The sequence below is a fragment of the Pseudomonas sp. 2995-3 genome (genome assembly GCF_002742565.1).
GTDB classification, from domain to species: Bacteria; Pseudomonadota; Gammaproteobacteria; order Pseudomonadales; family Pseudomonadaceae; genus Aquipseudomonas; species Aquipseudomonas edaphica.
The window spans coordinates 438910-463830 of record NZ_LJSB01000315.1 but is presented as its reverse complement, the minus strand read 5'-3'; the positions used below and the strand labels follow the sequence as shown (position 1 = coordinate 463830).

The 24921-nt window shown below is 60.4% G+C and carries 23 protein-coding genes; 10 read left to right on the top strand and 13 right to left on the bottom strand.

The window, feature by feature from the left end; all coding sequences use genetic code 11:
* Positions 1-78: 78 nt before the first annotated feature.
* The 9 genes from AOA62_RS29300 to pqqE all read left to right on the top strand — a co-directional run bounded on the left by AOA62_RS29300 (position 79) and on the right by pqqE (position 8961).
* Complete coding sequence (locus AOA62_RS29300) at positions 79-525, top strand: Lrp/AsnC family transcriptional regulator (RefSeq protein ID WP_058420501.1); 447 nt, start codon at positions 79-81, stop codon at positions 523-525.
* A 167-nt stretch (positions 526-692) separates the two neighbouring features.
* Positions 693-2375, top strand: coding sequence for an NAD(P)/FAD-dependent oxidoreductase (locus tag AOA62_RS29295; protein ID WP_065929487.1), 1683 nt, complete (start codon positions 693-695; stop codon positions 2373-2375).
* 10 nt (positions 2376-2385) lie between these two features.
* Positions 2386-3180 carry a carbon-nitrogen hydrolase family protein gene (locus AOA62_RS29290; protein WP_017138045.1) on the top strand — a complete coding sequence of 265 codons (795 nt, stop codon included), beginning with the start codon at positions 2386-2388 and terminating at the stop codon, positions 3178-3180.
* A 48-nt stretch (positions 3181-3228) separates the two neighbouring features.
* Positions 3229-5586 carry a pyrroloquinoline quinone biosynthesis protein PqqF gene (gene pqqF, locus AOA62_RS29285; RefSeq protein ID WP_099550413.1) on the top strand — a complete coding sequence of 786 codons (2358 nt, stop codon included), beginning with the start codon at positions 3229-3231 and terminating at the stop codon, positions 5584-5586.
* Between the two features lie 158 nt (positions 5587-5744).
* Positions 5745-5819, top strand: coding sequence for a pyrroloquinoline quinone precursor peptide PqqA (gene pqqA / locus AOA62_RS29280; protein ID WP_003194766.1), 75 nt, complete (start codon positions 5745-5747; stop codon positions 5817-5819).
* A 71-nt stretch (positions 5820-5890) separates the two neighbouring features.
* Complete coding sequence (gene pqqB, locus AOA62_RS29275; protein WP_010207003.1) at positions 5891-6802, top strand: pyrroloquinoline quinone biosynthesis protein PqqB; 912 nt, start codon at positions 5891-5893, stop codon at positions 6800-6802.
* Between the two features lie 11 nt (positions 6803-6813).
* Positions 6814-7566: a pyrroloquinoline-quinone synthase PqqC gene (gene pqqC / locus AOA62_RS29270; protein WP_017138042.1), complete on the top strand. Its 753-nt coding sequence runs from the start codon at positions 6814-6816 to the stop codon at positions 7564-7566.
* Positions 7563-7838, top strand: a complete 276-nt coding sequence (gene pqqD, locus AOA62_RS29265) for a pyrroloquinoline quinone biosynthesis peptide chaperone PqqD (RefSeq protein WP_099550412.1) — start codon at positions 7563-7565, stop codon at positions 7836-7838. Before pqqC ends, pqqD begins: the two co-directional genes overlap by 4 nt.
* Positions 7810-8961, top strand: a complete 1152-nt coding sequence (pqqE, locus tag AOA62_RS29260) for a pyrroloquinoline quinone biosynthesis protein PqqE (protein ID WP_026013776.1) — start codon at positions 7810-7812, stop codon at positions 8959-8961. The genes pqqD and pqqE overlap by 29 nt, the downstream gene beginning before the upstream one ends.
* Before the next feature lie 5 nt (positions 8962-8966).
* Here the strand turns inward: pqqE and AOA62_RS29255 are convergent, their stop codons facing one another.
* The 3 genes from AOA62_RS29255 to AOA62_RS29245 form a co-directional block, all read right to left on the bottom strand.
* Entirely contained in the window at positions 8967-9125 is a 159-nt protein-coding gene (locus AOA62_RS29255; protein WP_003194776.1) for a YqaE/Pmp3 family membrane protein, read from the bottom strand.
* 94 nt (positions 9126-9219) lie between these two features.
* A complete protein-coding gene (locus tag AOA62_RS29250) occupies positions 9220-9540 on the bottom strand; it encodes a DNA-binding transcriptional regulator (protein ID WP_099550411.1) in 321 nt (106 codons plus the stop codon).
* A gap of 244 nt (positions 9541-9784) precedes the next feature.
* Complete coding sequence (locus tag AOA62_RS29245) at positions 9785-11044, bottom strand: aspartate aminotransferase family protein (protein WP_017138038.1); 1260 nt, start codon at positions 11042-11044, stop codon at positions 9785-9787.
* A gap of 209 nt (positions 11045-11253) precedes the next feature.
* Here AOA62_RS29245 and AOA62_RS29240 point away from each other — a divergent pair, with 209 nt between their 5' ends.
* A complete protein-coding gene (locus AOA62_RS29240; protein ID WP_099550410.1) occupies positions 11254-12153 on the top strand; it encodes a LysR family transcriptional regulator in 900 nt (299 codons plus the stop codon).
* Between the two features lie 226 nt (positions 12154-12379).
* Here AOA62_RS29240 and AOA62_RS29235 read toward each other — a convergent pair whose 3' ends face one another.
* The 10 genes from AOA62_RS29235 to bioB all read right to left on the bottom strand — a co-directional run bounded on the left by AOA62_RS29235 (position 12380) and on the right by bioB (position 24916).
* Entirely contained in the window at positions 12380-14158 is a 1779-nt protein-coding gene (locus AOA62_RS29235; protein ID WP_099550409.1) for an acyl-CoA dehydrogenase C-terminal domain-containing protein, read from the bottom strand.
* Positions 14159-14417: 259 nt separating this feature from the next.
* Positions 14418-16187, bottom strand: coding sequence for an acyl-CoA dehydrogenase C-terminal domain-containing protein (locus AOA62_RS29225; protein WP_099550407.1), 1770 nt, complete (start codon positions 16185-16187; stop codon positions 14418-14420).
* Positions 16188-16277: 90 nt separating this feature from the next.
* Entirely contained in the window at positions 16278-17567 is a 1290-nt protein-coding gene (locus AOA62_RS29220; protein WP_017138033.1) for a diguanylate cyclase, read from the bottom strand.
* 206 nt (positions 17568-17773) lie between these two features.
* The gene (locus AOA62_RS29215) at positions 17774-19579 is read right to left on the bottom strand and encodes a phenylacyl-CoA dehydrogenase (RefSeq protein ID WP_017138032.1); all 1806 of its coding nucleotides are present in this window, start codon (positions 19577-19579) and stop codon (positions 17774-17776) included.
* Between the two features lie 349 nt (positions 19580-19928).
* On the bottom strand, positions 19929-20210 hold the full coding sequence (locus AOA62_RS29210) for a hypothetical protein (RefSeq protein WP_017138029.1): 282 nt from the start codon (positions 20208-20210) through the stop codon (positions 19929-19931).
* Between the two features lie 106 nt (positions 20211-20316).
* Entirely contained in the window at positions 20317-20997 is a 681-nt protein-coding gene (gene bioD / locus AOA62_RS29205; protein WP_099550406.1) for a dethiobiotin synthase, read from the bottom strand.
* The gene (gene bioC, locus AOA62_RS29200) at positions 20994-21806 is read right to left on the bottom strand and encodes a malonyl-ACP O-methyltransferase BioC (protein ID WP_017138027.1); all 813 of its coding nucleotides are present in this window, start codon (positions 21804-21806) and stop codon (positions 20994-20996) included. Before bioC ends, bioD begins: the two co-directional genes overlap by 4 nt.
* Positions 21799-22530 (bottom strand): alpha/beta fold hydrolase, encoded by a 732-nt coding sequence (locus tag AOA62_RS29195; RefSeq protein ID WP_099550405.1) that lies wholly within the window; start codon positions 22528-22530, stop codon positions 21799-21801. The genes bioC and AOA62_RS29195 overlap by 8 nt, the downstream gene beginning before the upstream one ends.
* The gene (gene bioF / locus AOA62_RS29190) at positions 22523-23704 is read right to left on the bottom strand and encodes an 8-amino-7-oxononanoate synthase (protein ID WP_099550404.1); all 1182 of its coding nucleotides are present in this window, start codon (positions 23702-23704) and stop codon (positions 22523-22525) included. Before bioF ends, AOA62_RS29195 begins: the two co-directional genes overlap by 8 nt.
* A 156-nt stretch (positions 23705-23860) precedes the next feature.
* On the bottom strand, positions 23861-24916 hold the full coding sequence (gene bioB / locus AOA62_RS29185; protein WP_017138024.1) for a biotin synthase BioB: 1056 nt from the start codon (positions 24914-24916) through the stop codon (positions 23861-23863).
* Positions 24917-24921: the final 5 nt, after the last annotated feature.

Below are 24921 nucleotides of genomic sequence, written 5' to 3'. Positions count from 1 at the left end.
CGCAGCACCGTTCACCTCCTTGCCAACACAAGCCTGTAATATATCCGCGCACTGCCCCTACACACCGGAGCCCCACCCTTGCCCGCCCTCGACGAAATCGATCGCCAACTGATCGCCGCCTTGCAGATTAACGCCCGCGAAAGCGTGGCCATGCTTGCCCGGCAGTTGGGCATTGCGCGCACCACGGTGACCTCGCGCCTGGCGCGCCTGGAGAAAACCCAGGTGATCACCGGTTATGGCGTGCGCCTCGGGCAGCGTGTGGTCGACGGGGGTTTGCAGGCGTATGTCGGCATCACCGTTCAAGCGCGCTCGGGCAAGGAAGTGCTGCGCCGGTTGAGCGCCATGGCGCAGGTGCAGCAATTGTGTGCGGTGAGTGGCGAGTTTGATTACGTGGCCTGGCTGCGCACTGATTCGCCGGAACAGCTGGACCAGTTGCTGGACCAGATCGGCAGCGTCGAGGGCGTGGAAAAAACCACCACGTCGATCATCCTCAGTAACAAATTGGACCGTGGTCAGCCAGTTTGACCAGCCACTTCGTCATTCTGACTAAAAACAATTCAATCCGACGACACATTGCGTCTTAATAACGAACGCTACGCTCCCTAAACTGGCTGCCATCTTTTCCTATACTCAACGGGCCGAATCCCGCCGAGTCGTCAGTAAGGTCAGCCATGAGCATTCCGTCCAGCACCATCAGCAAGACCAATCGCCATCCCGCCGACGGTAAAAAACCTATCACCATCTTTGGCCCGGATTTTCCGTTTGCCTTTGATGACTGGATCGAACACCCGGCTGGCCTGGGCAGTATTCCCGCGGCCAACCATGGCGCGGAAGTGGCGATTGTGGGAGCCGGGATCGCAGGGCTGGTGGCGGCTTACGAGCTGATGAAGCTGGGCCTCAAGCCGGTGGTATACGAGGCCTCGAAGATGGGCGGGCGTTTGCGCTCCCAGGCCTTTGAAGGCGCCGAAGGCATCATCGCCGAGCTGGGCGGCATGCGTTTTCCGGTGTCGTCCACCGCGTTCTACCACTATGTGGACAAGCTGGGCCTGGAGACCAAACCTTTTCCTAACCCACTGACACCGGCTTCCGGCAGCACCGTGGTCGACCTCGAAGGCCAGACCCACTACGCACAAAAACTCTCGGACCTGCCGGTGCTATTCCAGGAAGTTGCCGATGCCTGGGCGGATGCGCTGGAGGCCGGCTCGCAGTTCGGTGATATCCAGCAAGCCATTCGCGACCGTGACGTGCCGCGCCTCAAGGCGCTGTGGAACAAGCTGGTACCGCTGTGGGACGACCGCACCTTCTATGACTTCGTCGCCACTTCCAAGGCGTTCGCCAAACTGTCGTTCGCGCACCGTGAAGTGTTTGGCCAGGTGGGTTTCGGCACTGGCGGCTGGGACTCGGATTTCCCCAACTCCATGCTGGAAATTTTCCGCGTGGTGATGACCAACTGCGACGATCACCAACACCTGGTGGTTGGCGGCGTAGCGCAAGTGCCCATGGGCATCTGGCGCCATGTGCCGGAGCGTTGCGCCCATTGGCCCGCCGGCACCAGCCTCAGCTCGCTGCATCGCGGCGCGCCACGGGCGGGGGTAAAACGCATTGCCCACGCTGCCGATGGCCGCTTTGCGGTCACCGACAACTACGGTGACACCCGCGAATACGCCGCCGTGTTGACCACCTGTCAAAGCTGGCTGCTGACCACCCAGATCGAATGCGACGAAACCCTGTTCTCGCAAAAAATGTGGATGGCTCTGGACCGCACGCGCTACATGCAATCGTCGAAAACCTTCGTGATGGTCGACCGCCCGTTCTGGAAAGACAAGGACCCGGAGACCGGCCGCGACCTGATGAGCATGACCCTCACCGACCGCCTCACCCGTGGCACCTATCTGTTCGACAACGGTGACGACAAGCCAGGCGTGATTTGCCTGTCGTACTCGTGGATGAGCGACGCGCTGAAAATGCTCCCGCAACCCATCGACAAGCGCGTGAAACTGGCACTCGACGCGCTGAAAAAGATCTACCCGAAAGTCGATATCAAGGCGCGCATCATCGGCGACCCGATCACCGTGTCCTGGGAAGCCGACCCGCATTTCCTCGGCGCCTTCAAAGGTGCATTGCCCGGCCACTATCGCTACAACCAGCGCATGTATGCGCACTTTATGCAGAAGGACATGCCCGCCGAACAGCGTGGGATTTTTATCGCCGGTGACGACGTATCCTGGACGCCTGCTTGGGTCGAGGGCGCGGTGCAAACCTCGCTGAATGCGGTATGGGGCATCATGACCCACTTCGGCGGCAGCACTCACCCCGAAAACCCGGGCCCAGGTGATGTCTTTGACGAAATCGGCCCGATCGCCCTGGCCGATTAAGGAGTTAAGCATGCGTGTCGCCCTGTACCAATGCCCACCGCTGCCGCTGGATGTGGCCGGCAACCTCAAGCGCCTGCATCAATTGGCGCATGAGGCGACCGGTGCCGACGTGCTGGTGCTGCCGGAGATGTTCCTCAGCGGCTACAACATCGGTGCCGAAGCGGTGGGCGCGCTGGCCGAAGCCCAGGATGGGCCGTCGGCTCAGGCGATTGCCGAGTTGGCCAAAAGCGCCGGACTGGCCATTCTCTACGGTTACCCGGAGCGGGCTGAGGACGGGCAGATCTACAACGCCGTGCAGTTGATCGATGCCCACGGCCAGCGCCTGTGCAACTACCGCAAGACTCATCTGTTTGGCGACCTGGACCACTCGATGTTCAGCGCCGGGGAAGATGATTTCCCGCTGGTGGAGCTTAACGGCTGGAAGCTCGGGTTTTTGATCTGCTACGACCTGGAGTTCCCGGAAAACACCCGACGCCTGGCCCTGGCCGGCGCCGAGGTAATCCTGGTGCCGACGGCCAATATGGTGCCGTTCGACTTTGTTGCCGACGTGACCGTGCGGGCGCGGGCCTTTGAAAACCAGTGCTATGTGGCCTACGCCAACTACTGCGGGCACGAAGGCGAGATTCAGTACTGCGGGCAAAGCAGTATTGCTGCGCCCAATGGCCAGCGAATCGCCCAGGCGGGGCTGGATGAATCGTTGATCGTCGGTACGCTGGATCGCCAGTCGATCCTGGATGCCCGCGCTGCCAATCACTACCTGCAAGACCGTCGCCCAGAGCTGTACGGCGCGCTGCACAAGCCCTGAGCCAGACGGTTTGTTAGCATAGGCACATCCTACGTTTCGGAAGTGCCCATGCCTGCGCCGGCCCACCCTCATCACCTTGACTTGACCCTGGCCAACGGCCTGCGGGTTTCCTTGCGCCATGCGCCACGCTTGAAGCGTTGCGCCGCGATGTTGCGCGTGGCCGCCGGCAGCCATGACGTGCCACTCGCGTGGCCGGGCTTGGCGCATTTTCTTGAGCATTTGCTGTTTCTCGGCACTGCGCGTTTTCCCACAAGCGAAGGCTTGATGGCCTACGTGCAGCACCAGGGTGGGCAGGTCAACGCCAGCACCCGCGAGCGCACCACGGACTTTTTCTTTGAATTGCCGGTGCCAACCTTTGCCGATGGGCTGGAGCGGCTGGCGGATATGCTCACCCATCCGCGCCTGACGATTGAAGACCAACTGCGTGAGCGCGAAGTGCTGCAAGCGGAGTTTGTGGCCTGGTCCCAGGATGCCAAGGCGCAGCAGCAGGTTGCGCTGCTGGAAGGCTTGGCGGCGGACCATCCGCTGCGCGGTTTTCATGCCGGTAATCGGGATAGCCTGCCGGTTGAGCGTGAGGCGTTTCAGCAGGCATTGAAGGAATTCCATACCAGGTTCTATCAGAGCGGGCAGATGACGTTACACCTTGCCGGCCCGCAACCATTGGAAGAACTGCAAGCGTTGGCCCAGCGTTTCAGCGACGAATTGGCCACTGGCCCTCAGCACCCACAGGCTGCGCCGCCTGCGCTGATGCTCGGCCACGCCCAAGGCTTTCAACACATCGCCGATAACCACCTGCATCACGTCATCACCTGTGACGCGCCTCGCCAAGCGCTGGCATTTCTCTGCACCTGGCTCAATGCTACGGCGCCGGGTGGTTTACTGGCTGAGCTGAAAGCGCGAAAACTGGCCAACGCCATGCAGGCGACCGTGCTTTATGCGTTTGCCGGGCAAGCCGTATTGGATATCGACTTTACCCTCGATACTCAAGACGATTCGGCTACGCAAATCGAAGCGTTGCTGCACGACTGGCTGAGCTTTTTCGCACACAGCGATTGGACACCTTTACGCGAAGAGTTCGCCTTGCTGAACGCTCGCCAGCAACAGACCCAAAGTGCCTTGGCATGGGTGCGAAACGAAAGTGAAGACCTGTCGGAACAGGGCGTCGTCGCACTCAAAAAACTGCTGGATTCACTGCACCTCAAACCGGCCAGACAGGCTTGGCAGTTGCCGCCGAACAACCCATTCCTGCGCCCGCCCACCAAAGAACAACGCGCCGGGCTGATCCGGGGCCAGACCAGCGCCCATCGTGGTTTGCGCACCTTCGCCCAAGACCGCTCCCGGGGCCGTCGGGAGGTGTCGGCGCTGACATTCAGCCAGGCATTGGCGGATGACACCGATGAAGGCGCGCTGTATCTGCAATGGCAGTTTGATAACGCCGCGCCCGTGGGGTTGGAAAATACATTACAGCCATTGCGCGAAAATGCCCGGCAGGCCGGAGTGGAGTTATCTTTCGAAACGATCGGCAATGATTTCCTGGTGAAAATGGTCGGTCTTCATCAGCCCATGCCGGCTGTTCTGGACGTATTGGCGCAAAGCTTAAGCCTGCCACAAGACGCCGCACCCGCCGCGACACCGATGATCGCCATCCGAGCGTTGCTCAAGGCGCTGCCCGTTTGCTGCACCGACACTCACTCCGGGCCAGCTTCATGGGCGACGGCTCGATGGCATGGGCTCGGCTTTGGATTGCCGGCCGCTTGTGAAGCCGCGATCAAAATCGCCGCAGCGCGGCTGCCTGGGCAGGCGGCAAGCATTGAACACACACTGCCAACCCTCGACGGCCGGAAGCTCTGGCACGCGATAAATACAGACTCCAATGAAGCCGCTTTACTGCTGTTTTGCCCAGCACCGTCGCCAGCCTTGGCCGACGAAGCCGCCTGGCGACTGCTTGGGCATCTGCTGCACGGGCCGTTTTACCAGCGCCTGCGGGTTGATCTGCAAATCGGCTACGCGGTTTTCAGCGGCATCCGACAGGTCAACGGGCAAACCGGGCTGCTGTTTGGTGTGCAGTCTCCCAGCGTTTCACTGAGCGGGATCGTCGATCACCTGCAGACCTTTCTGAAGCAATTACCGTCGTTAATCGACAGCAGCCCAGACCTGGGCAACCAGACCCTGGCGCAGCAATTAAATGCCCAGCAACTGCCGCTCAACCAAGCCGCCGAACTGCTGTGGCAGGCTTACTTGGCGGGCCATCCGTCGGGTTACCTGGACCTGCTACAACAGTTGATACAAAACCGCACACGCACGGATCTGCAGCGCGCCGCCCAGCAACTCAACGATGCCTCAGGCGGCTGGCGTTGCGTGGCCAACGGCCCGCGAATCAACGACGCCTGGCAACCGGCAGGCTGATCATTGCCAACCCTGCAACAGGCTTTTTCCGTCAAGACAGCGCTAACTTGAAAAGAATTGCGTAATATTCATACGCAATATCTGAACATCTCCAATAGGAGGTGGACTATATGTATTACTTGGTAGTGAACGTCCCATCCCTTGGTAGGAGTATGAATATGACCTGGTCCAAACCCGCTTACACTGATCTGCGTATCGGTTTCGAAGTCACCATGTACTTCGCCAGCCGTTGATTGGCTGAGTAATACAACGCCTCGGTTCGCCCGGGGCGTTTTTGTTTTGAGCTTTGCGTGATGGAGCAATCATGTTTGTCCAGATTCTAGGTTCCGCCGCCGGCGGTGGCTTCCCGCAGTGGAACTGCAACTGCGTGAACTGCGCAGGCTTTCGCGACGGCAGCCTGCGCGCCCAAGCGCGTACCCAGTCGTCCATCGCGATTTCCGACGATGGCGTGAACTGGGTGCTGTGCAATGCTTCGCCGGATATCCGTGCGCAACTGCAAGGCTTTGCGCCGATGCAACCCGGCCGCGCGCTGCGCGACACCGGCATCAGCGCGATCATCCTGATGGACAGCCAGATCGATCACACCACCGGCCTGTTGAGCTTGCGCGAAGGTTGCCCGCATCAGGTGTGGTGCACCGACATGGTCCATGAAGACCTCAGCACCGGTTTCCCGCTGTTCACCATGTTGACCCACTGGAACGGCGGCCTGGCCTGGAACCGTATCGAGCTGGACGCCAGCTTCACCATCCCGGCCTGCCCGAATCTGCGCTTCACCCCGCTGCCCTTGCGCAGCGCCGCGCCGCCCTACTCGCCACACCGCTTTGACCCGCACCCAGGCGATAACATCGGCCTGATCGTCGAGGACCTGCGCACTGGCGGTAAATTGTTCTACGCCCCAGGCCTGGGCAAAGTCGACGCGCCGCTGCTGGAAATCATGGCGGGCAGCGACTGCCTGCTGGTAGACGGCACGATGTGGGACGACGATGAAATGCAGCGCCGCGGCGTCGGCACCCGCACCGGCCGCGAGATGGGCCACCTGGCGCAGAACGGCCCTGGCGGCATGCTCGAAGTACTGGAGCAGCTACCCAAGCAGCGCAAGGTGCTTATCCACATCAACAACACCAACCCGATCCTCGACGAAGACTCCCCCGAGCGCGCCGAGCTGGTGCGGCGCAATGTCGAAGTGGCTTACGACGGCATGAGCATTGAATTGTAGGAGCAGACGAAGTGACTGACACACCGTTGACCACCGCCGAGTTCGAAGCCGCCCTGCGGGCCAAGGGCGCGTTCTACCATATCCATCACCCGTACCACGTGGCGATGTATGAAGGCCGCGCCACCCGCGAGCAGATTCAGGGCTGGGTCGCCAACCGTTTCTACTATCAGGTGAACATCCCGCTCAAAGACGCTGCGATCCTGGCCAACTGCCCCGACCGTGAGATCCGCCGTGAGTGGATCCAGCGTCTGCTCGACCACGACGGCGCGCCCGGTGAAGACGGCGGTATTGAAGCCTGGCTGCGCCTGGGCCAGGCCGTCGGCCTCGACCCCGACCAGTTGCGCTCCCAGGAGCTGGTACTGCCCGGCGTACGGTTTGCGGTGGATGCCTACGTCAACTTTGCCCGCCGCGCCAGCTGGCAGGAAGCTGCCAGCAGCTCGCTGACCGAACTGTTTGCGCCGCAGATCCACCAGTCGCGCCTCGACAGCTGGCCGCAGCACTACCCGTGGATCGATCCGGCCGGTTATGAGTATTTCCGCACCCGCCTCGGCCAGGCCCGTCGCGACGTAGAGCATGGTTTGGCGATCACGCTGCAGCACTACACCACTCGCGAAGGCCAGGAACGCATGCTGGAAATCCTGCAGTTCAAACTCGACATTCTGTGGAGCATGCTGGATGCCATGAGCATGGCCTACGAACTCAAACGCCCGCCGTATCACAGCGTGACCGAGCAGCGGGTCTGGCATAAAGGGATCACCCTATGAGCTTTGATCGCAGCAAAACACCAACCTGGCGCCAGGGCTATCGTTTCCAGTACGAGCCCGCGCAAAAAGGCCACGTGTTGCTCTACCCCGAAGGCATGATCAAGCTCAACGACAGCGCCGCCTTGATCGGCGGGCTGATCGACGGCGAGCGCGACGTGGCCGCCATCATCGCCGAGCTGGATAAACAATTCCCCGGCGTGCCTGAACTCGGTAAAGACATTGAGGATTTCATGGAGGTCGCCCGTGCTGAGCACTGGATCGAACTTGCCTGAAAAGCCACCGATCGGCCTGCCACTGTGGCTGCTCGCCGAGCTGACTTATCGCTGCCCGTTGCAGTGCCCGTATTGCTCCAACCCGCTGGATTTTGCCGAGCAGGGTAAAGAGCTGAGCACTGAGCAGTGGATCAAGGTGTTTCGCGAAGCGCGGGAAATGGGCGCCGCGCAACTGGGGTTTTCCGGCGGTGAACCGCTGGTGCGCCAGGACCTTGCCGAACTGATCGCCGAGGCGCGCAAGCTGGGTTTCTACACTAACCTGATCACCTCGGGCATCGGTCTCACCGAGCAGAAGATCAGCGACTTCAAGAAGGCGGGCCTGGACCACATCCAGATCAGCTTCCAGGCCAGCGATGAACAGGTGAACAACCTGCTCGCCGGCTCGAAAAAAGCCTTCGCGCAAAAGCTGGAAATGGCCCGCGCGGTGAAGGCCCACGGCTATCCGATGGTGCTGAATTTCGTTACCCATCGGCACAATATCGACAAGATCGACCGCATTATCGAACTATGCATCGCACTGGAGGCAGACTTCGTCGAACTCGCCACTTGCCAGTTCTACGGCTGGGCGCAACTCAACCGTGTGGGCTTGCTGCCGACCCAGGAACAACTGGTACGCGCCGAACGCATCACCAACGAATACCGCGCCAAGCTCGAAGCCGAAGGCCACCCGTGCAAGCTGATATTCGTGACACCGGATTACTACGAGGAACGCCCGAAAGCCTGCATGAACGGCTGGGGCAGCATCTTTCTGACAGTGACTCCGGACGGCACCGCCCTGCCTTGCCACGGCGCCCGACAGATGCCGGTGCAATTTCCCAATGTGCGCGACCACAGCATGCAGCACATCTGGTACGACTCGTTTGGCTTCAACCGCTTTCGCGGCTACGACTGGATGCCCGAGCCGTGCCGTTCATGCGATGAAAAGGAAAAGGACTTCGGCGGCTGCCGTTGCCAGGCGTTCATGCTCACGGGCGACGCGAGCAATGCCGACCCGGTGTGCAGCAAGTCCGAGCAGCACGGCATCATCCTCAAGGCGCGGGAAGAAGCCGAGCATGCCACCCAGACCATCGAGCAGTTGGCCTTTCGCAACGAGCGCAACTCACGGCTCATTGCAAAAGGCTGACGGCCTCAGCGCTTGGCGATGATGTACACCGCGTGGATGATGCCGGGGAAGTAACCGCACAGGGTCAGCAGGATATTCAGCCAGAACGCCCCGCCGAAACCCACTTGCAGGAACACACCCAGTGGCGGCAGCAGGATAGCGATGATGATACGAATGATGTCCATGGGTAAGCTCCAAAAAATCGGCTCGTGTGAGCCGTGTAGCTAATCGACCTTGGGCGTTCGTGAGGGTTCAGTGGGATCTGGCATTGGGCCATCTTCAGGCCAGAATCTCCAGGCCGTGTTTCTGTACGATGCTCAGTAACTTGAGCGCCATGCCGCTGGGTTGTTTTTCGCCGGACTCCCACTTTTTCACGGTGGAGGCGCTGGTGTTGAGGTAGCGAGCGAAAACGGGCTGACTGACATGACTGCTTTCACGCAGCTGCTTGATCTGCTCGGCCGGAATTTGTTCAGGGACGGTCGATAAGCACGCTTCGTCATATTCTCGGAGGGTGGTTTTGCTGATTGCTCCAATTGAATGAAGTGCTACGGCAGATTTATGAATCGACTCCAGCGCTTCACTTTCATATTTTTTGATCATGATGAATCTCCACAAACTCCCTTAAATCCAGTAATTGCTGGACTTGTGTGTCGTTTAAGCTTTCATAAGTTTTTGCCATCGCCCGAAACCGAATCAAATCTTTTTGACTGATAAAGCCATTGTTTTCACGGATGCTCAATCAACGTTTTCAATCCAAAAATTTCACGAACAAAAAAACGCCCCCAGCCAAAAGAATCAGGCTGGAGGCGCCGCGTATGCCGCGAGACGGTTCAGGAATAAGAGGTTAAACGGCGATGCCCTTGCGACATTGCAGTTGGGCGGTACGCACGCGGGAGAACGCGCGCGCCAGGCGCAGGAGCATTTCGTCGATGTGGCTTTTGCTGATGTTCAAGGCTGGAGTAAAACGCAAACAGTCGGGTTTCGGCGCGGTCAGGAGCAAGTGTTCGTGCAATGCAGCCTTTACCACCGCATCCGCAGAATCATCTGACAGCGTCAGGCCCCACAGGAGTCCGTTGCCGCGTAGTTGCCCATGGCCGTATCGATAGGCCAGCCGGGCAAGGCCTTCTCCCAGGTACAGGCCGGATTCGCGTACCTGTTCAAGAAAACCGCTTTCCAACACGACGTCGAGTACGGCTGTACCGGCAGACGCCATCAAAGCATTGCCGTGATGCGTACCCTCCAGTTCCCCCGCTTCGAAACAACAAGCCTTGCCGCGCGCCAGCAACGCCGCCAACGGCACACCGCCGCCCAAGCCTTTGCCGAGGGTGATGATGTCGGCACGCACGCCGTACTGTTGTTCAGCCAGCAGGCTGCCGCAACGGCCAATGCCGGTTTGCACTTCATCGAGGATCAGCAGGATCCCCAGTTCGCGGCACAGGCGCTCGACGCCCTTCAAATAGTGCTCGGTAGCGGGAATGACGCCAGCTTCACCCTGGATCGGCTCCAACATGATGGCAACTGTTTGGGCATCGACGGCTGCATGCAGCGCCGGCAAATCGTTGAAGGGCACATGGCTGAAGCCCGATAGTTGCGGCTCAAAACGGTTGCCGCCAGCATTAGCCGAGGCTGCCAATGCCGCAAAGCTTCGACCATGACAACCGCTGCTGGCGCTGATGATGTGATAGGCACCACCGCGATGCAGCTGACCCCATTTACGCGCCAGTTTGATCGCGGCTTCACAGGCTTCCGAGCCGCTGTTGAGCAGGTAACCCTGGTCGCTGCCGGTGTGATCGCACAGCCGATCGACGAGGTTCAGTTGGGCGCGGTTGTGCAGGCCGTTGCCAGGGTTGATCAGCATATGAGTCTGATCGGCCAGGGCTTTGATCAATACCTGCGGGCTATGACCGAGGCTGTTGGCGGCGCTGCCCTGGCTGAAATCCAGATAGGCGCGCTCGTCGCTGTCCCAGAGCCAGGAGCCCTGGCCACGCACAAACACCTGCGCGGGCCTTGCCACAGTCGGCATCAGGGATTTACTGAAGCCGTCATGGCGCGCGTTCACGATCAAATCGTCCAGGCTCGGCGCAGGGCGACGAAACAGATTCACAGCTCACCCCCAATAGCAACCGGGCCTTGGTCGACGCCCCGTACAAACACACCCTTGAGGTTTTTTGCCTTGCCTATGTAAATGCTATCAACATAAACGCTGTTCATTGCCCGATCCGGCCCTGTAAGCCCTGCGAATAGGCGCTAGACTAGGCGTCCGAGGGGCCATCGGCCATTTCGATTTTCCAGCTTTTTCGATAAGTAAGTCTTATGGATTTCAAGCAACTGCGTTATTTCGTCGCGGTGTATGAGGAAGGCCACGTGGGCCGTGCCGCCGAGCGTTTGTCGATCTCGCAACCGGCCTTGTCGCAACAGATTCGCCAGCTGGAGCAGAACCTGGATGTCAGCCTGTTCGAGCGCAGCAGCAAGCGCCTGTTGCCGACACTGGCGGCACACACCTTGTACAACCACGCCTTGCCGCTGATCGACGGCATGCAGCAAGCCGTCGAGGCCTTGCGCAACTTCAAGGGCCAAGCGATGCGCACCTTGGCCATTGGCGTGCTGCAAACCGTGCACACCAGCCTGGTCCCGCAGATGCTCGAGCGCGTGCGCAAAGCCCAACCGCATCTGGTGGTGCAGATCTATGAGTTGACCGGGATTGAAATTGAGCGGCGTTTGCTCAACGGTTCGCTGGATATCGGCATCAGCTACTTGCCTCCCCGTCAGCCGGGGTTAACCGGCGTGTTGCTGTACGAAGATGAACTGAAGGTCGTCATCCCCGAAGACCATCCATTGCGGGAATTCAAGAAAGTCTCGCTGAAACAGGCGGCGGAGTTGCCGATGCTGCTGTTGGGGGAAGAGTTTCAGGTGCGCCAGATCTGGCAAGGCCAGTTATCCAATTTAGGACGACGGCCACAAGTGCAGGCGGAGTTGAATACGATGGCAGGGATTCTCGACAGCCTGCCTCATACCCAGCTCGCCACCGTATTGCCGGGGCGCTCCCAGGATGAACACAACAGCAAGGCACTGCTGTGGAAGCCCTTGAGTGAACCCAGGGTGCCGCTGAAAGTGGGGTTGGTGTGCCGCGATGTGCAGCGCCAACAAGCGACGGTGGCGTTGTTGCGCACCCTGCTCGAAGACGTAATGAATACCCCACAGGCAGGCGCCTGACTTTTTCGCGGGCAAAAGAAAACCCCGCCGAAGCGGGGCTTTGCAGACTGTTTCCCTGACATCCATTTCACTCCGCCATCCTGGCAGAATCCTACGTGTCCGTGTTGTTGCTTTGCGCTTCCTGCGCGACGTCCATGTGAAGTAGATTATCCGTGGATCCAATTTGGCGATAGAGGACGAATAGCAGCACGTCATGTAAGAGAATGCTTACACGCCCTCCAAGCCCTTAAAACAGTGCTTCATCCAGCAAAAACAATGATTCACTACCGGCTTTTACCGACGCACTCAGTGAATGAATGCGCGGCAGCAGGCGGGCAAAGTAGAAGCGCGCGGTACCCAGCTTGCTGGCGTAGAAGTCTTCTTCAGCCTCTTTGCCCTGCGCGGCCTTGGCCATGCGCGCCCACATATAGGCATAGGCCATGTAGCCAAAGGCGTGCAGGTACTCAACCGAAGCCGCGCCGATTTCATTCGGGTTGGTCTTGGCGCGGTCCAGCACCCAGGCGGTCAACTCATCCAGGTTATCCACGGCAGCGCTGAGCGGTTGGGTGAACTCGCTCAACTCGGCGCCTGAAGCCGCGATGAACTGGCGGATCTCGTCAGCGAACAAGGTGTAGAACGCCCCGCCACTGCCAACGATCTTGCGCCCCATCAAGTCCAGCGCTTGAATGCCGTTGGTGCCTTCGTAGATCTGCGTGATGCGCACATCCCGCACCAACTGCTCCTGGCCCCACTCGCGGATGTAGCCGTGGCCGCCAAAGATCTGCTGGCCGAGCACGGTGGTTTCCAGGCCAAGGTCGCTGAGGAAGGCCTTGGCAACAGGTGTCAGCAGCGCCACCAGGTTGTCTGCACGTTCGCGAGCGGCGGCATCTTCACTGAACTTGGCGATGTCCAATTGCGTGGCCACATAGGTGGAGAACGCACGACCGCCTTCGTTCGAGGCTTTCATGGTCAGCAACATGCGGCGCACATCCGGGTGCACGATGATCGGGTCGGCCACTTTGTCCTTGGCCTGGGCGCCGGTCGGCGAGCGGCTTTGCAGACGGTCGCGCGCGTATTCAATCGCGTTTTGATAAGAGCGCTCACCCGACGCCAGGCCCTGGATACCCACACCCAAACGCTCGTAGTTCATCATGGTGAACATCGCCGCCAACCCACGGTTCGGCTCGCCCACCAGGTAACCCACGGCTTCATCGAAGTTCATCACGCAGGTCGCGGATGCCTGGATGCCCATCTTGTGTTCGATGGAGCCGCAGCTCACCGGGTTGCGCGCGCCCAGGCTGCCGTTGGCATTGACCATGAACTTCGGCACCAGAAACAGCGAAATGCCCTTTGGCCCGGCCGGTGCATCCGGCAGTTTGGCCAGCACCAGGTGGATGATGTTGTCGGTGAGGTCATGCTCGCCGCCGGTGATAAAGATCTTGGTGCCACTGATGGTGTAGGACCCGTCCGCCTGAGGCTCAGCCTTGGTGCGGATAATGCCCAGGTCAGTCCCGGCGTGCGCTTCCGTCAGGCACATGGAACCTGCCCACTCACCCGAATACATTTTCGGCAGGTAGGTAGCCTTGAGCGCTTCGCTGGCGTGGGTGTTGATGGAGACGCAGGCGCCGGAGGTCAGCATCGGGTAAAGGCCAAACGCCAGGCTCGATGAGTTGATCATCTCTTCAACCTGCGCCGAGACGGCCTTGGGCATGCCCATGCCGCCGAAGATCGGGTCGCCGCCGACGCCCACCCAGCCACCTTCGGCGTAGGTCTTATAAGCCTGTGGGAAACCATCCGGCGTGCTGACGGCAGTGTCCGCCCAACGGCAACCTTGCTCGTCGCCATTACGGCTGAGCGGCGCGATGGATTTGGCCGTGACCTTGCCGGCTTCTTCAAGGATTGCCTCAACGGTTTCGGCATCTACGGTGTCTGCCAATGCCGGCAATTGGGCCCAGGTGTTGGCGACCTCAAAAACTTCGTTGAGGACGAAGCGCATATCACGCAGCGGCGCTTTGTAATCAGCCATGGCAAACCTCGTGAGAACAGGAAAAGTGATTCGATAGGATCGGTTTTACAGGCTTCGAGTGTAACCGAACAACATTTGAGACACATAGGGTCCGTTAGTGACCATTAGGTATTTAATGGTCACATCACGAATCCAATATGGACTTCTGTGGGAGCTGGCTTGCCTGCGATGCGGGCACCTCGGTTTATCAGTTACACCGAGTTGATGCCATCGCAGGCAAGCCAGCTCCCACAGTTTGACCGCAGTGAATCAATCGCGCCTAAAGCGCAAACAACTGCGCAGGCAAGCTCATCAGGCACTCACTGCCCGCCTCCACAGCGGCGCGGTGCGTTGCAGTGCGCGGCAACAAGCGCTTGAAGTAGAAATCGCAGGTGGCCAATTTAGCTTGGGCGAACGCTGCGTCGTCATGCGATTGGGCCGCAATGGCCATGCGCAACCACAGGTACGCCAGAATGATGTAACCGCTGTACATCAAGTAATCCACCGCCGCCGCGCCCACTTCATCCGGGTTTTTCATGGCAGCCATGCCGACCTTCATCGTCAGCTCGCCCCATTGCTGGTTCAGTTGGTTGAGCTGCTCAACCTGGGCCTTGAGCTGCGGGTGCTCGGCATTCGCCGCGCAGAACTTATGCACAAGTTTGGTAAACCCGCGCAGCAACTTGCCCTGGCTGCCCAGTACCTTACGGCCCAGCAAGTCGAGCGCCTGGATGCCATTAGTGCCTTCATAGATCGGCGCAATCCGCGCATCACGCGCCAGTTGCTCCATGCCCCATTCGCGAATGTAGCCATGGCCACCGAACACCTGCATACCGTGGTTGGTCACCTCCAGCCCGGTTTCGGTCATAAAGGCTTTGCAGATAGGTGTGAGGAACGCCAACAGATCTTCGGCCTCCTGGCGTTGGGCGGCGTCACTGCTCAAGTGCGCGGTGTCGAGCAGTTGGGCAGTGAAGTAGGTCAGCGCCCGATTGCCTTCGTTGAAGGCCTTCATGGTCAGCAACATGCGCCGCACGTCGGCGTGCACGATGATCGGGTCGGCGGCTTTATCCGGGGCCTTGGCGCCGGTCAGCGAGCGCATTTGCAGGCGGTCGTTGGCGTATTTGATCGCGCCCTGGAAACTCGCCTCACCATTGCACAAACCCTGCATGCCAGTGCCCAGGCGCGCGTGGTTCATCATGGTGAACATGCAATTGAGGCCCTTGTTCGCCTCGCCAATCAAAAAGCCCTTGGCGCCGTCAAAGTTCAGCACGCAGGTGGCCGAGGCCTTGATGCCCATCTTGTGCTCGATGGAACCACAGTGCACCGCGTTGCGCTCGCCTGAATCGGCATGGAACTTGGGCACGATAAACAACGAGATACCTTTGGTGCCCGCCGGGGCGTCCGGCAGTTTGGCCAGCACCAAGTGAATGATATTGGCGCTCATGTCGTGCTCGCCGGCCGAGATAAAGATCTTGCTGCCGGTGACCGCGTAACTGCCGTCCGCCTGGGGCACGGCGCGGGTCTTGATCAAACCCAGGTCAGTGCCACAGTGGGCTTCGGTGAGGCACATGGTGCCGGTCCATTCGCCGGCGGTGAGTTTGGTCAGGTAGGTGGCTTTCTGTTCTTCAGTGCCGTGGGCGTGAATCGCCGACATTGCACCGTGGGTGAGACCCGGGTACATGCCCCAGGAGGTGTTGCTGGAGCCGATCATTTCGCTGAGCACCAGGCCCAGGGACAGCGGCAAGCCCTGGCCCCCGTAAGCCGGGTCAGCCGCCACGCCATGCCAGCCGCCTTCCACGTAGTGGGCGAAAGCTTCCTTGAAGCCCTTGGGCGTGGTGACCACGCCATTGTCGAAGTGGCAGCCTTCTTCATCGCCACTGCGATTGAGCGGCGACAGCACGTTTTTGCAGAATTTGGCGCCTTCTTCGAGAATCGCGCTGACCATATCCGGGCTCGCGTCGGTGGCGCCCAAGGCGGCGTAGTGGCCGTGAAAATCAAACACGTTGTCGATCAGAAAGCGCATGTCGCGCAGGGGAGCTTTGTACTCAGGCATGGCAATGTCTCCGGCAGCAGATACTTTCAACCTACTGCCGGTCATCGCCTCGAACAATCACTGTAGAACCGCTGAATACACCGCCATCACTCAACCGGCAGCGCTCTCCATGCGCACCGCGCCGCGCCGGGTTTGCCCGGCAGCGACCACGCAGTTACGCCCCGCGCCCTTGGCCGCGTAGAGCGCCTGATCGGCGGACTTGAGCACTTCTTCAGGCGTGCGCTGCTCGACCTGGCGCTCGGCCACGCCGATGCTGACCGTCACCGACACACTCGAGGCGCCACTGCCCACCCGGCGTTGGCGGCCCTGCTGGTCGTCGTGGGGACGGTCCGGGTTGCGCAGCTTGATGGCGTAGTTGGCGATGATCTCGCGAATCTCTTCCAGGTGCGGCATGCACTCGTCCAACGTCTTGCCGGCGAACACCACGGCAAACTCTTCCCCGCCATAACGATAGGCACGCCCACCGCCATTGACCTTCGACAATTTGCTGGCCACCAGCCGCAGCACTTGGTCACCGACATCGTGGCCGTGGGTGTCGTTAAAGCGCTTGAAGTGATCGACGTCGCTCATTGCCAACACATAATTGCGCCCTAACCGTTGCATGCGCTCATTGAGCGCGCGCCGCCCCGGCAAGCCGGTGAGTTCATCGCGAAAGGCCATCTGATAAGCCTCGTGCGCCACGCCGGCGGCAATCATCAGCATTACCTGGCTGCACATGATGTTCAGCGTGAACGGCAGGATAAAGGTTTGCGGCAACATCCAGAACAGCCCCAGCAAACCCACCAGTTGCGCCGCGTGCAAGGGCCGCGGCTGATACCAGTACTGCGCCGCCAGGGTGACAAAACCAATCAGGAACATCGGGTACGACAGCTGGATCAGGCTCATCCAACTGCCATGCAGCGCCGGCCAGCGAATCTCCGCCAGCCAGTTCAGCAAGGCTTGGGGGAAACTCTGCTCAAGCGCCAGGGCTACGCTGCCAAACGCAAAAAGCACGGCGCAGCGCGCCACAAAGTCGCGGAACAGGTGGGTTTTCTCCTGCCACAGCGCGTAAATGCTGAACAGCAACGGCAACAGCAAGCAACACAGATGGAACACCACCGCGGCGTCTTCACGGACGCGGCCGTTATCGCGGTAATAATCGGTCTGGGTGTCAAGCAGGAAGTAAACGACGTACACCGTGATCATCAGAAACAGCTCACGCTGGCGCCGATACACCGCGCAGTACGCGCCGCCGAGCAACAGCACCAAGGTCGGCAGCACATTGAACAGCGAGGTAAAGAACACGCTGAGGTCTTTGACATACGCAGCCGAGAGCCCGGCCAGCAACAGCAGCAACGAAGGGAGAAAATGACTGAACCGTACAGCGGACACGCGTGACAAGGGTAAAGCTCCGACCCGCCCAGAAAGATGGCACAGTGCCTTCACTGAGCACAGTTAAGCACATTCAATGTGACCTGTATCACATTGCCATCACTGTAACGGCAGCCAGGCGCAATCCCTGAGTGCTGTGCTGTGTTTTTTATCGCCGCACATAAAAAAACCGCCGCTTCCAAAAGAAGCGGCGGTTTTCAGGAGACCGGCAGGGCTTAGTAAGCCAGGCCGAAGTCTTCTTCTTTCATGTCCATCAGGTTGTTGGCGCCCGACAGCATGGTGACCTTATGGGTCTGGGTACGCGGCAGGATGCGCTGGAAGTAGAAGCGCGCCGTCTGCAGCTTGGCGGTGTAGAACGCCTCTTCGGTGGTGCCGGCAGCCAGTTTTTCAGCAGCCAGGCGTGCCATGTCGGCCCAGAAGTAAGCCAGGCACGCATAGCCGGAGTACATCAGGTAGTCCACCGAGGCGGCACCGACTTCTTCACGGTCTTTCATCGCGGCCATACCGACCTTCATGGTCAACTCGCCCCACTCTTTGTTCAGTGCCGCCAGCGGTGCAACGAATTCCTTAACGGCTTCGTTGCCTTCGTTGGCCTGGCAGAACTTGTGCACGATCTTGGTGAAGCCCTTGAGCGCTTCGCCTTGAGTCATCAGCACTTTACGGCCCAGCAAGTCGAGTGCCTGGATGCCGGTGGTGCCTTCGTACAGCATCGAAATGCGGCTGTCACGAACGTTCTGCTCCATGCCCCACTCGGCTATAAAGCCGTGGCCGCCGTAGATCTGCACGCCGTGGTTGGCCGATTCAAAACCGACTTCGGTCATGAACGCCTTGGCGATTGGGGTCATGAACGCCAGCAGGCCGTCGGCTTGCTTCTTGGCTTCGTCGTCGGTGCCGTACTTGACGATGTCCACTTGCTTGGCGGTGAAGTACACCATCGCACGGTTGCCTTCAGCGAAGGCTTTCATGGTCAGCAGCATGCGGCGCACGTCAGGGTGCACGATGATTGGGTCAGCGGCTTTGTCCGGCGCTTTCGGGCCAGTCAGCGAGCGCATTTGCAGGCGGTCGCGAGCGTATTTCAGGCCGCCCTGGAAGCCGATCTCGGCGTGGGACAAGCCTTGCAGCGCGGTGCCCAGGCGAGCGGTGTTCATAAAGGTGAACATGCAGTTCAGGCCTTTGTTCGCCGGGCCGATCAGGAAACCGGTGGCCGCGTCGAAGTTCATCACGCAGGTGGCGTTACCGTGGATGCCCATCTTGTGTTCCAGGGAACCACAGGTCACCGCATTGCGCTCGCCGATCGAGCCGTCTGCGTTCGGCAGGAATTTAGGCACGATGAACAGCGAAATACCCTTGGTGCCGGCCGGTGCGTCCGGCAGGCGGGCCAGTACGATATGGACGATGTTGTCGGCCATGTCGTGTTCACCGGCCGAGATGAAGATCTTGGTGCCGGAGACTTTGTAGGAACCATCAGCCTGAGGTTCGGCCTTGGTGCGCAGCATGCCCAGGTCGGTGCCGCAGTGCGGCTCGGTCAGGCACATGGTGCCGGTCCACTCACCCGAAACCAGCTTGGTCAGGTAAGCGTCTTGCTGTTGCGGGGTGCCGTGCTCGGAGATGGTGTTCATCGCACCGTGGGACAGGCCAGGGTACATGCCCCACGACCAGTTGGCGGCGCCGACCATCTCGCTCACGGCCAGGCCCAGGGATTCCGGCAGGCCTTGGCCACCGTGCTCCACGTCGTGGGCCAGGCTTGGCCAGCCGCCTTCGACGAACTGCTTGTAGGCTTCTTTGAAACCAGTAGGGGTTTTTACGCCTGACTCGCTCCAGGTACACCCTTCGATGTCACCCACGCGGTTCAACGGTGCCAGCACTTGCTCACAGAACTTGGCGCCTTCCTCAAGAATGGCGTCAACCATGTCCGGGGTAGCGTCCTGGCAAGCCGGCAGGCTCTGATAGTGCGCTTCATAACCGAGCAGTTCGTCACGAACGAAGCGAATATCACGCAAGGGGGCCTTGTAGTCAGGCATAGCGATAAACCTCTGCTGATGTATCTGGGATGAACAACCGCGTGGATTTGTTATGGCGGTCAAACAGGTGTTTGAAACATACGTTTACGACCTGAGGTTGTCAAGCATCGCGCCGAAGCCGTTTGTCATGACGCGCATCAATGCCACGCACGGCAAGGCCTGCGGCGGGATGCCACGCTTAAAAGGAGTTTAGAAGTTCAACGAGATGACACAGGACAATGTGGGAGCTGGCTTGTGTGGGAGCTGGCTTGCCTGCGATACAGGCGCCGCGGTATATCAGGAAGATTGAGTCGATGCTATCGCAGGCAAGCCAGCTCCCACAGAAGAGCCGGCGTGTGCCGATAGAAAGTTAAGCGTAGGTATCGATCAACGTGCCAAGCATTTCATCCGAAGCCTTGGCAACTTTCGCGCCCAGCTCCACTTGAAACTTGCCTTGGGCCATTTCGACCATGTTGCTCGCCGAGTTGGACGGCTGGGCGCGATCGTTGGCTTGTAGACGATCACTTTGTGCGTCCGAGGGCTGGGTCGTCGCGGCGCCGGCAATTTTGCCGGCGGCCTGGTCGACGCGGTTCTGCCCGGCCTGAATAGTGCTCAGCCCCGAATAAAACGCGCTGCTTCCAGAGATTTCCATGGCGTAAGCCTGCCTTTAGAGAATCGTGAACTTGAATTGAAGCAGACATCTTGGCAAAACGCCCGTCAAAAACACTAATGGCATAATGCCTTATCGATAGCCAAAATCAGTCAAGCAGGTCCAACTCCAGGTACTCGGCCACCACTTTCGCGCTGGCCTGCTTGAGCTTTGGCACCCGCCCCACGCACGGCGCAGGCAACCGCTCAGCCAGGGTGGCGAGGTTCTCTTCCAGACGAGAGGTCTTGGGGTCGATGATATTTGCCACCCAACCCGCCAACGGCAAACCGTCCCGCGCGATGGCTTCGGCGGTGAGCAGCGCATGGCTGATACAGCCCAGACGCACGCCCACCACCAGGATCACCGGCAGCTTGAGCGCCATGGCCAGGTCCGACAGGTTGTCCTGATCGGCCAACGGCACCCGCCAGCCGCCTGCGCCTTCGATCAAGGTGAAATCGGCGTGTTGCGCGAGTATGTGCTGCATCGGTTTCAACAGTGATTGCACCGTGAGCGCCACACCCGCCTCCCGCGCGGCCAGGTGCGGCGCAATCGCGGGTTCAAAGGCCACCGGGTTGACCTCGGCATAGGTCAACGGCAGCGAACATTCGGCCAGCAGTGCCAAGGCGTCGGCGTTGCGCAAACCTCTTGGGGTGAGCTGGCAGCCTGAGGCCACCGGTTTTCCGGCGGCGGTGCTTTTACCCGCCAGCCGCGCGGCATGCAGCAGCCCGGCGGCGATGGTGGTTTTGCCCACATCGGTGTCGGTGCCGGTGATGAAATAAGCGGCGCTCATAACGGTTTCTCCAGTACGGCATACACCACTTGGTACGTGGCGGGCAGGCCCTGGGCCTGGCGGAACTGCTCGTAAGCGTGCACCAGTGCAACAATCCGCGCGCGCCCCGTCAACCCTCCCGGGCGACCGGGGTTGAGGTTATGCGCGCCCAACGCCTTGAGTTCGTGGGTCAGGCTGCGCACATCCGGGTAATGCAACACGTGAGGCTGGCGCTCCAGGCTCAGCACCCGCAAACCGCTGGCAGCACACAGCTGTTGGTAAGCCTCGAAGGTGCGGAAGCGGTTGACGTGAACCAGGCCATCCGCCGCACGCCAGCTTTGGCGCAACTCGTCCAGGGTGCCCACGCACAGGCTCGCAAATGCGAAGACGCCCCCGGGTTGCAGCACACGACAGGCCTCACTGAGCACCGCGTCGAAATTCGCGCACCACTGCACCGCCAGGCTGGAGAACAGCAGCTGGAAGCTCTCAGTTGCAAGCGGCAAGCGTTCTGCATCCCCCGCAATAAAGTGCTGCGCGCCCCCTAAAGGCCGCGCATGGTTGAGCATGCCCTCGGCAATATCCAGCGCTACGCCTTGGCTTGCTGGCAACAGTTCGCCCAGTGCACGGCTGAAATAACCCGTGCCGCAGCCCACATCCAGCCAGCGTCTGGCCGCGATGGCAGCTGGCAGGCGAGACAACAGCTCATGCCCGACTGCGCGCTGCAACTCGGCGACGCTGTCGTAGCTGGCTGCTGCGCGGGAAAACGAGGCCGCCACCTGGCGCTTGTCCGGCAAACCGCCCGGCAGTGGGGGCTGGGATAAATCAGTCATCAACACACTCATGCAAAAAAGCCTGGATGGCCCCCGCTACACCGTGAGGGTCTTCCAGAAGAAAAGCGTGACCGGACTGTTCAATCAGGCCGATTTCTACATCGGGCAGCAGGGCCAATAGATCACCCGCGGCTTCAGCGGGCACTAAACCGTCCAACCCCGCAAACAGGTGCAGTTGCGGGCCACGAAACGCCTGCAAAGCGGCGCGGGTATCCAGTTGAGCAAGCAGTTCCAGGCCAGGCATCAACACACTCGACAACGTATTCGGCGCCCCACTGACCAACAGGCGCGACAGCCCGCGCGGGTCTGCAGCGCCCTTGGCACACAGCAGGCCAAAGCGTTTGAGCGTGACCTGAGAATCGGCATGGCAACCCGCGAGGAACGCATCGAACGTCTCGGCAGGCATCGCACTGGGCCAGCCTTGATGGGCGACAAAACACGGGTTGCTCGCCAATGTCAGCAGCCCGCAGCAGCGCTCGCCGCGCCGCGCCGCCAACTCGGAAGCGAGCATGCCGCCCAGGGACCAGCCGCCCAACCAGGCGTTGTCCGGCAGTGTGGCGTCGAGTTCGTCGAGCCATTCATCCAGATCGCTGGAAGCCAGCACCGGCAACGGTTCGATATGCACTTGCAGGTGTTCGTCCAAACCCTGCAAGGCGCCAGCCAAAGGCTCCAGCGGTGAAACGCCGAGCCCCCAACCGGGCAGTAATACCAGTCGATCACGCATGGTCGGGCTCCGTAATACTTAACAACCGGAAACACGCTTCCAATGCGCTTAACAATAGCTGCACCTGGGCCGCGCTGTGGGCCGCTGTCAGTGTCACGCGCAAACGCGCACTGCCGGCCGGCACAGTCGGTGGGCGGATGGCTGTCACCATCAGGCCGCGCTCGCGCAGCATCTGCGACAGGCGCATGGCGGTGGCGCTGTCGCCAATCAGGATCGGCTGGATCGACGTGAAGCTGTCCATCAACCGCAGGCCAAGCTGCTCGGCGCCCTGGCGGAACTGGCGGATCAGGCCATTGAGGTGCTCACGCCGCCAGTGCTCGGTGCGCAGCAGCTCCAGGCTTTTCAAAGTGGCGCAGGCCAATGCCGGTGGCTGGCTGGTGGTGTAGATGTAGGGCCGGGCGAACTGGATCAGGCTTTCGATCAGCTCTTCACTGCCCGCCACAAACGCTCCGGCGGTGCCGAACGCTTTACCGAGGGTGCCGACCAATACCGGCACGTCTTTCTGGCTCAAGCCGAAATGCTCGACAATTCCACCGCCCGTAGCACCTAACGGCCCGAAGCCATGGGCGTCATCGACCATCAACCAGGCGCCTTTGCCGCGTGCCTCACGGGCCAGCGCAGGCAGGTCGGCCAGATTGCCGTCCATGCTGAACACACCATCGGTGACCACCAGCGTATTGCCGGTCGCCTTCTCCAGGCGTTTGGCCAGGCTGCTGGCGTCGTTATGCAGATAGCGGTTGAAACGCGCCCCGGACAACAGGCCGGCGTCCAGCAGCGAGGCGTGGTTGAGCCGGTCCTCCAGCACCGTATCGCCCTGCCCCACCAACGCGGTGACCGCGCCTAGGTTGGCCATATAGCCGGTGGTGAACAGCAGTGCACGCGGGCGTCCGGTGAGGTCGGCCAGTGCTTCCTCGAGTTCATGGTGCGGCGTGGCATGGCCGATCACCAGGTGCGAAGCGCCACCGCCCACGCCCCAGCGGGACGCCCCGGCGCGCCAGGCTTCGATCACTTGCGGGTGATTGGCCAGGCCCAGGTAGTCGTTATTGCAGAATGCCAGCAGCGGTTGGCCATCCACCACCACTTGCGGGCCTTGCGGGCTCTCAAGCAAAGGGCGTTGGCGATAAAGGTGTTCGGCCCGGCGGGCAGCGAGGCGCGCGGCGAGATCAAAAGACATGCAGGCCTCGGCAGTTCAGGTTGAACCCGATCCAATGTGGGAGCTGGCTTGCCTGCGATGACGGCAGCACATTCAGTATCAATATGTCTGGAAGACCGCTATCGCAGGCAAGCCAGCTCCCACAGTTGGATTGCGTTTCAAATGTGGAGAGAGGCGTTAAACCACCGCGTTATAGAACTGCTCGCTGCTCTTCTGCTCCACCAACGCCTGCTCAATCGCTGCCTGATGCACTTCATCGGCGTGCTCTTCACGCGCCTCCGGCAAGATCCCCAGGCGCGAGAACAGTTGCATGTCCTTGTCGGCCTGCGGGTTGGCGGTGGTCAGCAACTTGTCGCCGTAGAAGATCGAGTTGGCACCGGCGAAAAACGCCAGGGCCTGCATCTGCTCGTTCATCGCTTCACGGCCGGCCGACAAGCGCACATGGGATTGCGGCATCAGGATGCGCGCCACGGCGAGCATGCGGATAAAGTCAAACGGGTCGATGTCTTCGGCGTTTTCCAGCGGCGTACCGGCGACTTTCACCAGCATGTTGATCGGCACCGACTCCGGATGCTCCGGCAGGTTGGCCAGTTGGATCAGCAGGTTGGCGCGGTCGTCGAGGGACTCGCCCATGCCGAGTATGCCGCCCGAGCAGATCTTCATCCCCGAATCACGCACGTACGCCAGGGTTTGCAGGCGCTCGCCGTAAGTGCGGGTGGTGATGATGCTGCCGTAGAACTCAGGCGAGGTGTCGAGGTTGTGGTTGTAGTAGTCCAGGCCGGCCTGGGCCAGGGCTTCGGTCTGGTCCTGGTCGAGACGGCCGAGGGTCATGCAGGTTTCCAGGCCCATGGCCTTCACGCCTTTGACCATCTGCAGCACGTAGGGCATGTCTTTGGCCGACGGGTGCTTCCAGGCGGCGCCCATGCAGAAGCGCGTCGAACCGATGGCTTTGGCGCGAGCGGCCTCTTCGAGGACCTTCTGCACCTCCATCAGCTTTTCTTTTTCCAGACCGGTGTTGTAGTGGCCCGACTGCGGACAATATTTGCAATCTTCCGGGCAGGCGCCGGTTTTGATCGACAGCAAGGTCGAGACCTGCACGCGGTTGGCGTCGAAATGCGCGCGGTGTACGGTCTGCGCCTGGAACAACAGGTCGTTGAAGGGTTGCACAAACAGCGCTTTGACTTCGGCTAAAGACCAATCGTGACGCAGGGTGGCAGAGGTGCTGGCGCTCATGGGCG

Coding starts and splice junctions, on each gene's coding strand:
- AOA62_RS29290 (WP_017138045.1), top strand. CDS start 2,386: ATGCGTGTCGCCCTGTACCAATGCCCACCGCTGCCGCTGGATGTGGCC.
- pqqF (WP_099550413.1), top strand. CDS start 3,229: ATGCCTGCGCCGGCCCACCCTCATCACCTTGACTTGACCCTGGCCAAC.
- pqqB (WP_010207003.1), top strand. CDS start 5,891: ATGTTTGTCCAGATTCTAGGTTCCGCCGCCGGCGGTGGCTTCCCGCAG.
- pqqD (WP_099550412.1), top strand. CDS start 7,563: ATGAGCTTTGATCGCAGCAAAACACCAACCTGGCGCCAGGGCTATCGT.
- AOA62_RS29255 (WP_003194776.1), bottom strand. CDS start 9,125: ATGGACATCATTCGTATCATCATCGCTATCCTGCTGCCGCCACTGGGT.
- AOA62_RS29250 (WP_099550411.1), bottom strand. CDS start 9,540: ATGATCAAAAAATATGAAAGTGAAGCGCTGGAGTCGATTCATAAATCT.
- AOA62_RS29240 (WP_099550410.1), top strand. CDS start 11,254: ATGGATTTCAAGCAACTGCGTTATTTCGTCGCGGTGTATGAGGAAGGC.
- AOA62_RS29235 (WP_099550409.1), bottom strand. CDS start 14,158: ATGGCTGATTACAAAGCGCCGCTGCGTGATATGCGCTTCGTCCTCAAC.
- AOA62_RS29225 (WP_099550407.1), bottom strand. CDS start 16,187: ATGCCTGAGTACAAAGCTCCCCTGCGCGACATGCGCTTTCTGATCGAC.
- AOA62_RS29215 (WP_017138032.1), bottom strand. CDS start 19,579: ATGCCTGACTACAAGGCCCCCTTGCGTGATATTCGCTTCGTTCGTGAC.
- AOA62_RS29210 (WP_017138029.1), bottom strand. CDS start 20,210: ATGGAAATCTCTGGAAGCAGCGCGTTTTATTCGGGGCTGAGCACTATT.
- bioD (WP_099550406.1), bottom strand. CDS start 20,997: ATGAGCGCCGCTTATTTCATCACCGGCACCGACACCGATGTGGGCAAA.
- bioC (WP_017138027.1), bottom strand. CDS start 21,806: ATGACTGATTTATCCCAGCCCCCACTGCCGGGCGGTTTGCCGGACAAG.
- AOA62_RS29195 (WP_099550405.1), bottom strand. CDS start 22,530: ATGCGTGATCGACTGGTATTACTGCCCGGTTGGGGGCTCGGCGTTTCA.
- bioF (WP_099550404.1), bottom strand. CDS start 23,704: ATGTCTTTTGATCTCGCCGCGCGCCTCGCTGCCCGCCGGGCCGAACAC.
- bioB (WP_017138024.1), bottom strand. CDS start 24,916: ATGAGCGCCAGCACCTCTGCCACCCTGCGTCACGATTGGTCTTTAGCC.